At 69.4% G+C, this 11,006-nt stretch carries 8 protein-coding genes and 1 pseudogene; 7 read left to right on the plus strand and 2 right to left on the minus strand.

Annotation, left to right across the window (positions count from 1 at the left end; genetic code table 11):
* The first annotated feature begins 42 nt into the window (after nt 1-42).
* The 4 genes from RWK90_RS16075 to RWK90_RS16090 all read left to right on the plus strand — a co-directional run bounded on the left by RWK90_RS16075 (nt 43) and on the right by RWK90_RS16090 (nt 6,271).
* A complete protein-coding gene (locus tag RWK90_RS16075) occupies nt 43-927 on the plus strand; it encodes a cytochrome c (RefSeq protein ID WP_314038627.1) in 885 nt (294 codons plus the stop codon).
* Complete coding sequence (locus RWK90_RS16080) at nt 924-2,114, plus strand: ubiquinol-cytochrome c reductase iron-sulfur subunit (protein WP_314038628.1); 1,191 nt, start codon at nt 924-926, stop codon at nt 2,112-2,114. The genes RWK90_RS16075 and RWK90_RS16080 overlap by 4 nt, the downstream gene beginning before the upstream one ends.
* Entirely contained in the window at nt 2,111-3,733 is a 1,623-nt protein-coding gene (locus RWK90_RS16085) for a cytochrome bc complex cytochrome b subunit (RefSeq protein WP_314038629.1), read from the plus strand. Before RWK90_RS16080 ends, RWK90_RS16085 begins: the two co-directional genes overlap by 4 nt.
* 93 nt (nt 3,734-3,826) lie before the next feature.
* Nucleotides 3,827-6,271 carry an AAA family ATPase gene (locus RWK90_RS16090; protein WP_314038630.1) on the plus strand — a complete coding sequence of 815 codons (2,445 nt, stop codon included), beginning with the start codon at nt 3,827-3,829 and terminating at the stop codon, nt 6,269-6,271.
* Nucleotides 6,272-6,329: 58 nt separating this feature from the next.
* On the opposite strand, the gene RWK90_RS16095 is transcribed toward RWK90_RS16090, so the two are convergent.
* Complete coding sequence (locus tag RWK90_RS16095; protein ID WP_314038631.1) at nt 6,330-7,898, minus strand: FAD-dependent oxidoreductase; 1,569 nt, start codon at nt 7,896-7,898, stop codon at nt 6,330-6,332.
* Nucleotides 7,899-8,048: 150 nt separating this feature from the next.
* Here RWK90_RS16095 and RWK90_RS16100 point away from each other — a divergent pair, with 150 nt between their 5' ends.
* Nucleotides 8,049-8,591 carry a DUF3253 domain-containing protein gene (locus RWK90_RS16100; RefSeq protein WP_314038632.1) on the plus strand — a complete coding sequence of 181 codons (543 nt, stop codon included), beginning with the start codon at nt 8,049-8,051 and terminating at the stop codon, nt 8,589-8,591.
* A 133-nt stretch (nt 8,592-8,724) separates the two neighbouring features.
* Nucleotides 8,725-9,882, plus strand: coding sequence for an acyl-CoA dehydrogenase family protein (locus tag RWK90_RS16105; RefSeq protein ID WP_314038633.1), 1,158 nt, complete (start codon nt 8,725-8,727; stop codon nt 9,880-9,882).
* Between the two features lie 89 nt (nt 9,883-9,971).
* On the opposite strand, the gene RWK90_RS16110 is transcribed toward RWK90_RS16105, so the two are convergent.
* Nucleotides 9,972-10,544, minus strand: coding sequence for a DUF6512 family protein (locus tag RWK90_RS16110; RefSeq protein WP_314038634.1), 573 nt, complete (start codon nt 10,542-10,544; stop codon nt 9,972-9,974).
* A gap of 157 nt (nt 10,545-10,701) precedes the next feature.
* Between RWK90_RS16110 and RWK90_RS16115 the strand changes: the two are divergent.
* A pseudogene (locus tag RWK90_RS16115) lies at nt 10,702-11,006 on the plus strand (hypothetical protein); the annotation flags it as partial.

The raw sequence follows: 11,006 nt of genomic DNA on the forward strand, positions 1-11,006 counted from the left end.
GACGCTGTGTCCAGCAGGTCCCAACACCAAAGGGAACTCACAATGAACTCACCTCACCCACCCGCTGCGGACACGCCGTCGCCGGACACGGCGCCGACCCCGTCGCGGCCGGCCTCCACCAAGCGGCGTCGTAAGGCGACCGGCGCGCTCGTCATCGCTGCCGGCCTCCTCGGAGCGGGAGCCATCGCCACCGCCGTCGTCCCGGAGCCGCAGGTGGCGACGGCCCAGCAGGATCAGGCCGCACTCATCGCCGAGGGCAAGTCGATCTACGACATCGCCTGCATCACCTGCCACGGCCAGAACCTCCAGGGGGTCGAGGACCGTGGTCCCTCCCTGGTGGGCGTGGGCGCCGGGTCCACCTACTTCCAGGTGCACTCGGGACGTATGCCGGCGGCCGACAACGAGGCGCAGGCCGAGCGGAAGAAGCCGCGCTACAGCGAGCACCAGATCATGGCGCTCGCCGCCTACGTCGACCTCCACGGCGGCGGGCCGGGCATCATCACCGACGCCGACGGCACCATCTCCCAGGAGTCGCTGCGCGGCGCCTCCGGCGAGAGCCGCGCCGAGGAGATCGCCCGCGGTTCCGAGCTGTTCCGCCTGAACTGCGCCTCCTGCCACAACTTCACCGGCCGCGGCGGCGCGCTGTCCGGCGGTAAGTACGCGCCGGTTCTCGACCCTGCCAACGAGCAGGAGATCTACCAGGCCATGCTCACCGGCCCCCAGAACATGCCCAAGTTCTCGGACCGCCAGCTCACGCCTGACGAGAAGAAGGACATCATCGCCTACATCAAGGCCTCGGACAGCAAGGTCTCGCCCGGTGGTTACGGCCTCGGCGGCCTGGGCCCCGTCACCGAGGGCGTGGCAATCTGGCTTGTCGGCATCGTCGCCCTCATCGGTGCGACCCTGTGGATCGGATCCCGTTCATGAGTGAGACCCCGAAGAACCCGTCGCAGGCGGACCTCGACCGCATGAGCGAGGCCGAGCTCGTCCGCCTGGGCACCGAGCTGGACGAGGTGGAGGTCCGCCACCGCGAGAGCCGCTGGCCCGAGGGAGTGACCACGCGCGCCGAGAAGCGTGCCGCCCGGACCGTCACGACCTGGTTCGCGCTGTCGGCTCTGTTCGCGCTCGCGTTCGCCGTCGTCTACATCTTCTGGCCGTGGGAGTACCGCGGCGAGGGCGAGGACGGCTACTGGCTGTACATGGCGTACACGCCGCTCCTGGGCGGCACGATCGGTCTGTCGATCCTGTTCCTCGGATTCGGCGCCGTGCAGTTCACCAAGAAGTTCGTCCCCGAGGAGATCTCGGTCCAGACGCGCCACGACGGCCCGTCCGATGATCTCGACCGGCGCACCATCGTCGCCGAGCTCAACGACTCGTGGAAGACCTCCACCATCGGTCGTCGCAAGGTCATGGGCGGCTTCCTGGGTGCGGGCGTGGGGCTCATCGGCCTGTCCGCGATCCTCCCCCTCGGCGGCATGATCAAGAACCCGTGGAAGCGCGGCGAGATGACCCTGTCCGGCGACGGGACGCTGCACACCACCGGGTGGACGCTCGCCTCGGAGAACCGCCCCGACGGCCTGCCGCCCGAGAAGGTCTACCTCGGCCGGGACACCGGCAAGGTCTACCCGGACGGCCACCCGCCGGCCGGTGAGGGCCGCCTGGAGCGCATCCGTGTCGACGATCTCGCGGCCGGTGGCCTCGAGTCCGTCTTCCCGCTCCCCGAGAGCGCGCTGGGCAACTTCGAGGAGCACATGCACTCGATCCACGGGTCGCGGAACTCGGTCATGCTGATCCGCTTCCGTCCCGAGGACTCCGCTCGCGTCGTCAAGCGCAAGGGCCAGGAGAACTTCAACTACGGCGACCTGTACGCCTACTCGAAGATCTGCACCCACCTCGGCTGCCCCACCTCGCTGTACGAGCAGCAGACCCATCGATTCCTCTGCCCGTGCCACCAGTCGCAGTTCGACGCGCTCGAGTACGCGAAGCCGGTCTTCGGCCCCGCCGCCCGCGCGCTTCCGCAGCTGCCCATCGCCGTGGACAGCGAGGGTTACCTCGTCGCCAACGGTGACTTCATCGAGCCGGTCGGACCTGCCTTCTGGGAGCGTCGTTCATGAGCAACAACACAAGACTCGCGTCTCTGGGCGACGGCCTCGACGCGCGGTACACCATGGCCAAGGGCCTGCGTCGGCAGATCAACAAGGTCTTCCCGACCCACTGGTCCTTCCTGCTGGGCGAGATCGCCCTGTACAGCTTCATCATCCTGCTGATCTCGGGTGTGTACCTCACCCTGTTCTTCGACCCCTCCATGTCGAAGGTGATCTACCAGGGTGCCTACGCGCCGCTCAACGGTATCGAGATGTCGCGGGCCTACGAGACCGCGCTGGACATCTCCTTCGAGGTGCGCGGCGGGCTCTTCGTGCGTCAGATCCACCACTGGGCCGCCCTGCTGTTCGTGGCCTCGATGGTCGTGCACATGATCCGCATCTTCTTCACGGGTGCGTTCCGACGCCCGCGTGAGGCCAACTGGACCATCGGTTGCGTGCTGCTGCTCCTGGGCATCGTCGAGGGCTTCCTCGGCTACGGTCTGCCGGACGACGTCCTCTCGGGCACCGGCCTCCGCATCACCTCGGCGATCATCGTGGGTCTGCCGGTGATCGGGACCTGGATGCACTGGATGATCTTCGGCGGGGACTTCCCGGGCGAGATCATGATCCCGCGGTTCTACGTCCTGCACGTGCTGATCATCCCGGCCATCATCCTCGCGCTGATCGCCGCGCACCTGGCGCTCGTCTGGTACCAGAAGCACACCCAGTTCCCCGGGCCCGGTCGCACGGAGAACAACGTCGTCGGCGTCCGGATCCTGCCGGTCTTCGCGGTGAAGTCGATCGCCTTCGGTGCCATCACGGTCGGCATGCTGATGCTGTTCTCGGGATTGTTCACCATCAACGCGATATGGAACCTCGGGCCCTACAACCCGTCACACATCTCCGCCGGCTCGCAGCCCGACTGGTACATGCTGTGGACGGAGGGCGGCGCCCGTGTGATGCCGGCCTGGGAGCTCTACCTCGGCCCGTACACGATCCCGGCGACCACCTGGGTGGCCGTGATGCTCGGCGGCATGGTCGCGCTGATGTTCCTGTACCCGCAGATCGAGGCCAAGCTCACCGGCGACAAGGCGCACCACAACCTGCTCCAGCGTCCGCGTGACGTGCCGGTGCGCACCGCCTCCGGCATGATGGCGATCACCTTCTACGTGATCCTGGTCCTGATGGGGTCCAACGACCTCATCGCGTACCACTTCGACATCTCGCTCAACGCGACCACGTGGGCCGGACGCATCGGGCTCATCCTGCTCCCGCCGCTGGTGTACTTCTTCACCTACCGCCTGTGCCTGGGCCTCCAGCGTGCGGACCGCGAGGTGCTCGAGCACGGCATCGAGACCGGCATCATCATGCGGATGCCGCAGGGCGAGTTCATCGAGGTCCACCAGCCTCTCGGCGAGATCGACGAGCACGGCCACGCCGTCCCGCTCGAGTACGCCGGGGCCAAGGTGCCCAGCAAGATGAACCAGCTCGGTGTCGCGGGTCGTCCCCCGCGGGGCGCGCTCAGCCCGGACCCGGTCGAGGAGGCCCGTCTGCTCGACGACGCCGATCACGACAAGCACCACCGCGAGCACTCGATGCTCACGACGCTGCAGGAGGAGAACCGCGCCCGTCACAACGACGAGCACTGATCTCCCGGTAGCACCGCGACGCGGGCCGGATCCCCTGACAAGGAGATCCGGCCCGCGTTCGTCGTCCCCCCACCATCGACCCGCGAGGCGGCAATGAGCGACCAGGCACCCGTCCCCGCCACCGACCGCGGGATCATCCTCACCGACGAGTTCGACCGGGCCCTGGATCTCCTCCACTCCGGACACGACCTGTTCCTGACCGGTCGCGCCGGCACCGGCAAGTCGACCCTCGTGCGACGCTTCCTCGACGAGACCCGCCGACCAACACTGGTGGCCGCGCCGACCGGGATCGCCGCCCTCAACGTGGGCGGCCTCACGATCCACCGGCTCTTCGGATTCCACCCCGGCCACACCGTCGAGCACATCCGGGGTCCCTCATACCGACCGGGGAGATTCGCCGCGACGCTCGCCGGCCTCCGCACGCTGATCGTGGACGAGGCGTCGATGATCCGCGCCGATCTGTTCGACATGATGGCCGTCGCACTCGAGCGATTCGGGCCCGACCCGACGCTGCCGTTCGGCGGCGTTCAACTCGTGCTCGTGGGAGACCTCTTCCAACTGCCGCCGGTCGTCACCGAGGCGGAGCGACCGGCCTTCGACGGGGAGTACGCGACCCCCTACTTCTTCTCCGCGCACCGGTTCGACCGCGACCACTTCCCCACCGTCGACCTCACCCACGTCTTCCGTCAGTCCGGCGACCCCGAACTCACCGCCATCCTCAACTCCATCCGCGAGGGCTCGCTCGCCGGCCGGGCGCTCGACCGTCTCAACTCCCGCACCGACCCGCACTTCGAGCCCCCGTCCGACGAGCCCTGGCTGACTCTCACCACGACCAACCGGATGGCCACATCCCACAACCGGCGCCGTCTGGATCGCCTGCCCGGGGCGGAGACGTCGATGGAGGCGACCGCCACGGGGGACCTCACCGGATTCGAACCACCCACCGAGGCGCGACTCACGTTCAAGGTGGGCGCCCAGGTCATGATGCTCACCAACGACCCGGCGGACCGCTGGGTCAACGGCTCCATCGGGCGCGTACTCGAGGTGACCCCGGGAGGAGTCGACGACCGGGGCGGGCGGTCCCCCGTCGTCGTCGTCGGATTCCCCGGGGGCGAGGCGGCGGAGGTCTCGCCCCACACCTGGGACGTCACCCGTCCCGTCGGCTCGGACGGCTCCGTCCGGCACGAGGTGGTCGGCACCTTCACCCAGTTCCCCTTCACGCTCGCGTGGGCGATCACGATCCACAAAAGTCAGGGGCAGACCCTGGACAGGCTCGTGGTGGACCTCGGCGGTGGCACGTTCGCGCCCGGCCAGTTGTACGTCGCGTTGAGCCGCGCGCGGACCCTGGACGGTCTCGTCCTCACCAGGCCCGTCAGGGCGCGCGACCTCGGCACCGACCGACGCATCCTGAGGTTTCTCCGCGACACCGACGGCGACGTCCACCGACGCCGCTACTGTGCGATTGCCGCTCTCACCGTCGGCGAGCGCGGGCCCCGCTCCCGCCCCCGCCCGGTCGAGATCGCGGTCGCGTTCCCGGACGGCACGGCCGTGACGACTCTCGTCAACCCGCAACGTGACGTGGGTGAGGCCCGGGCCGACTACGGGATCACCGCCTCCGACGTGCTCCTCGCGCCGACGCTCGCCGAGGCGTGGACTCTGCTCGCCCCGTTGGTCGACGGGCACACGCCGATCGGCGTGAATCTGGATGCGACCCTGGGGTGTCTCGAGACGGAGCTCGAACGGTTGGGCGCGGCCGAGCCGATGCCCCCGGGGGTCGACATCCCCTCCGCGGCCCTCATCCCCGGGGAGCGGGCCCGCCACCGCGCGGGTTCGGCCCTCCGCCGGGCGCGCGTGGCACTCGAGGCCCGGGAGCGTCTGTGGACCGACGAGGCCGCGGCCGGGACGTTCGGTGGCGACCCGGTGGGGAACCCTGCGGGCGGGTATCTCCTCACCCGCGACGGGGACGTCCGCCCACCGTCCCCCGCCGCCCTGCCCCAGCTGTCGGCGTTGCTGCGGGTGAGTCTGGACGTGTCGGCGGTGCTGCTCGACCTCCCGCGCCGCGGTGGTCTCCCGGGTCGGGGTGACGACGACGAGGTGGTCACCGCCGGCGATCACGATCTCGTGGTGGGGGCGCGAGCGCTCGTGGCCGAGGAGATCCGTCGCACGGCTGGGGCCGCACCGGTGACCGCAGTGCTGCTGGACCGGCTGCGGCGGGCCTCGGAGGTGGTGGGGTCGGATCTCACCCGGGGGCTTCAGGCCCCGCCGGCGGTCGACGTCGCCGGGGTTCTGCAGCCCGGGGCGCGGGTGTGTTTCAGCGGGAACGCGGTCGACGCCGACGGCGACGAACTCGGGAGGCCGGAGCTGGAGTCGCTCGCGTCGCGGCACGGGCTGGTCGCGGTCGCGGCGGTGACCCGGTCCCGGTGCGACGTCCTCGTGCTGGCGGACCCCGGCAGTCAGTCGACGAAGTCACGCGCGGCGCGGAAGTGGGGTACCCCCGTCATCCCTGTCGCGGAGTTCCTCCGCTGGGCCGGTCGCTGATCGCGCCGGCCCAGCGGGTCACGGGCTCAGGAGGTCACGGGCTCTGGGTGTCCCGAGCTCAGGGTGCGATCGGCATCGGGTGCCCGGCCATGTCGGCCACGGCCCGGAACGCCATGGTCATGCCCGATCCCAGCGGGACGCCCGGGCCCGGGTAGGCCTCCCCGGACACGGACGCCGACGAGTTGCCCGCCGCGTACAGGCCGGGGATCGGCTCGCCGTCCGTGCCGAGGACGGCACCGTTGGCGTCGATCACGGCGCCGCCCTTGGTGCCGAGGTCGCCGAGGACGAGGCGGACCGCGTGGAGACGCTCGCCGCCCACCGGTCGCAGGCACTGCTCGGCCGTCGAGGCGCCCAGGAAGAACCGGCCGTACGGGTCCTCCCCTCGCGCGAAATCAGCGTCCCTCCCCTGGTCTGCGAAGCCGTTGAAGCGCTCCAGGCTCTCCTGCAGCGCGGCCGGGTCCAGTCCGGTCGCGGCCGCCAGCTCCTCAACGGACCCCGCGGTGTGCCACAGCCCCGCCTCGCGCAGCTCGTCGGGATCGGGTGCGGGGATGCAGATCGCCGGGAACGCGCCGGCCTCGGCGTCGTCGAAGATCAGCCAGAAGTCGTCGCCGGCGCCTGCTACCATCCGCGCGTGCATCTGCCGACCCATCTGGTCGTAGGGCAGGAGCTCGTTGGCGAACCGGCGGCCGGTTCCGTCGACCATGAACCCGGCGCGGAATCCCAGTGTGAACGCCGCGTGGCCGTTCGGGAACAGGGTGGCGGGACACCACCAGGACTGGTCGAGCAGGTCCAGCTTCGCCCCCACCTGCTCGAACATCCGTACCGCGTCGCCCGAGCCCGTATCGGGGTGCGAGGACGACCAGTCGGCGGTGGGCATCTGCTGCCACCGGCGGCGGAGGTCCCCTGAGCGTTCGAATCCACCGGCGGCGACCAGGACACCCCGGCGGGCGCCGATCACCCGTCGGCCGTCCGGCCCCTCTGCCACGACGCCGGTCACGCGCCCGTCGCTGTCACGCACCAGCTCGCTCGCCCCCGTGTTCAGGCGAGTCTCGGCGCACTCCATCGAGTCGAGGGCCAGGACCAGCCGGGCCACCCACGCCCGCCCGCCCTCGAGACGGCCGGTGTCCTCGGGCGCGCCGAACTGGTCCGCCGGTACGGGTGGCCTGACGTCGGACACCCGGGCACCGACCTCCTCGCCCTTGATGGGCTTCGGGTAGATGCTGCGCCCCAGCTCCTGCCGGCCGGGCGCGTCGAAGTAGTCCGGGAACGCCTGGAAACGGGTGGAGATGCCCAGCCGCTCCTGCAGGAAGTCGACGACCGCCGGGCCGGTGTTGAGGAAGGCGTCCTGGACATCCCGGTCAGTCCGCTCGCCGACTACCGCGCGGAAGTAGGTCCGCCCCTTCTCGACCGAATCCTCGACGCCGTCCCTGAGGAGCACGGAGTTCCCGGGCAGCCACACCGCGCCACCCGAGTACGCCGAGGTGCCGCCGAACCGGTCGGTCTTCTCGATCAGGCAGGTCGACAGGCCCCGAGATGCCGCGGCGGCGGCGCCGAAGAGTGCGGCCACCCCCGATCCGACCACGACCACGTCGAACTGTTCATCGAATGTGTTGTCCTGCGCCGCCACGGCAGTCCCTCGTCTTCCGTCTCAAGTTCTGGAACACGTTTCAGTTCCCTGCCGTGACGATAACACCGGACTCGGACACCGGCCCGAGGGATGCGATCCACGACGTGAACCGCACGACGCCGACCGATCCGGACGGGCATGATCGACGGGGTGAGCGACAAGCGACACGGTTCGGACCCCGGTGTGGAGCACACGGACGACGGCCGCTACATCGTGGTCGGCGGCAGACGGTGGCGGGCCACCGATCCGGCGATCCCCGAGGCCCTGCGCACCGAACTGGTACGTGCCTTGATGACCGGGCGTCGAGAGGTCAAGGCGCACGGGGACGCAGCGCGGGTGATGGTGCACGACGCGAAAGTCGCCCTCGGGGAGCGTGGCGACCCCTGGTGGGCTCCGACCGACGAGGGAACCCGGAACCGGCTCGTGGCGACGATAAGAACGCTTCTCCGCTCCCGCGCCCCCGGGTCGATCTGCCCCTCGGACGCGGCTCGGGTGGTCGGCGGTGAGCGCTGGCGCGACCATATGGCGACAGCCCGGGAGGTCGCGTTCGAACTCCGTGACCGGGGCCAGGTCGCGGTGACGCAGAAGGGCCGGCGGGTCGCCGGATCCGACGTTCGTGGTCCGATCCGGGTCATCGCGGACGACGGCCTGGAATTCGTCCCCGGCGAACAGTCCGATAATGCCGATGGATGAGTCGTAGACGCCGCGGAGCGCAGTCGGTTTCCAGTAAGCTACTCACCAGTAACGCACCACTACCCGATGTCCGCTCCCCTCCGGCACGATCGCTCCGCCGACCAGGGCGGGCACCCGATGGAAAGGCACCCTCTTGCGCCGCACTGTGTTCAACGACGACCACGAAGCCTTCCGCCAGACCCTCCGCGACTTCATCGAGACGGAGGTCGTCCCGCACTACGACGAGTGGTACGCAGCGGGGATCGTCCCCCGCGACTTCTACTACAAGCTCGCGGACCTCGGCCTGTTCGGCATCCCGGTGGACGAGGAGTACGGCGGCGCCGGGATCGATTCACACAAGTTCGAGGCCATCCAGTCCGAGGAGGTCATGCGAGCGGGCGTGAGCTTCGGCGGCTCCAACGTCCACGTCGGGCTCTGCCTGCCGTACCTCAAGATGCTCGCCACCGACGAGCAGAAGGCCCGGTACTACCCCAAGTTCGTCTCCGGTGAGGAGATGTGGGCGATCGCCATGACCGAGCCTGGCACCGGGTCCGACCTGGCGGGCATGAAGACCACCGCCAAGCTCTCCGAGGACGGCACGCACTACATCCTCAACGGAGCCAAGACCTTCATCACCGGAGGCGTCCAGGCGGACCGTGTCATCGTCTGCGCCCGGACCGCTCCCCCGCGTGAGGACGACCGCCGTTTCGGCATCTCCCTTCTCGCCGTCCAGACCTCCCTCGAGGGCTATTCCGTGGGCCGGAAGTTGGACAAGGTCGGCCTCAAGACGTCCGATACCGCCGAGCTGTCCTTCACGGACGTGAAGGTGCCCGTCGAGGATCTGCTCGGCGAGGAGAACAAGGGCTTCTCCTACCTCGGCCAGAACCTGCCGTCCGAGCGGTGGGGCATCGCCTTCGGCGCCTACGCCCAGGCCGCGGCCGCGGTGCGTTTCGCCAAGGAATACACCCAGCAGCGCGAGGTCTTCGGCCAGCCCGTCGCCGCGTTCCAGAACACCAAGTTCGAGCTCGCCGCGTGCCAGGCGAAGGTCGACGCCGCCCAGGCCGTCGCCGATCGCGCCCTCGAGGCCCTCGACGCGGGCGAGCTCACGGCGGCCGAGGCCGCCTCCGCCAAGCTGTTCTGCACCGAGGTCGCGGCCGAGGTCATCGACCGGTGCCTCCAGCTGCACGGCGGCTACGGCTTCATCAACGAGTACCCGATCGCGCGCCTCTACTCCGACAACCGCGTGAACCGGATCTACGGCGGCACCAACGAGGTCATGAAGACCATCATCGCCAAGGACATGGGCCTGTAACCCGCGCCCCGCGCCGCATCGAACGGGCCCCGACCGCGCACCGCGGACGGGGCCCGTTGCGTTCGCCTGTCGTGCGACCAGGGCACCGCTCAGTCCGTGCTCCCGCCCCCATAGTCCGCGTGCCCCTCGAGCCCGTACCGGTTGGTGATGGGGTCGACGAAGACGTCGGGCTCGGCTGGCGGCCGAAGCGTGAAGACCATGTAGGCCACGATGATGCCGGCCAGGTAGAAGATCGAGAGGACGACGACGAGGAAACCGGCCTCCAGCCCCCGCAGCAGGCTCACGAATATCGCCTGGGCCAGTGCGATACACAGCGCGAACACGGCGATGTCGAGCCATAGGACATTGCGTCCGATGACTGCCTTGTATGCGAATACCGCCCCGATCATCGTCACCGGGAGTGAGTAGAGGGCGACCGTGGCCGCGGGAACGAACGAGGGGTACTCGTGGCCGCCGAGAACGAACAGTCCCGCGTACAGCGCCATGGTCGGCCAGGCGGCGATCTTGATGTGTTCCCAGTAGCTCTCGTTGACCGCGCTGAACACGGCCACGAGCCTGTTCTGGCCTGTCCAGTCGAAGGCGAAGTGCAGCACCGAACCGACGGCGATCAGCGGAATAACCGCCCACCAACTGACCGAGACCAACGCATCGATGTCCAGCACGGGGTCATCCTCCCACCGATTCGGCGATTCGGCCCGTTTGCGCTGGTGGAGGGTCCGTGTCGTACCCCGTTGCTAGCGGGTTCCGTATCGAACGCACGAGCGATTATCGGGTGGAGCGCGGGAATGCGACCTCCGACCGAAAAAAAGGGGGGCCGGGATGCGAGGGTCACGCGGCGAGGACAGCTCCCCCACTGGCGATGCCACCGCTGACCTGCGGGCCGGCGATCCCTGCGCCGACCTGCGGGCCGCCAGCTCGGCCGCGCTGCAGGCACTGCACGCCGAGAACCGGGCGGCAGCGGCCCGGATCCGCGCCTGCCACCGATTCTGGGACATCTGCCGCGAGGAACAACTACGCCGCGACATCGCCGCCGGCTACGGCCCCGGCCTGGACCAACGCCCCGAACACGCCGTCATCGACCCCTTCCACATCGCCTGCGCCGAGATCGTCGCCGCCTACGGCGT

Source organism: Dietzia sp. CH92, from assembly GCF_032248695.1.
Lineage (GTDB): Bacteria > Actinomycetota > Actinomycetes > Mycobacteriales > Mycobacteriaceae > Dietzia.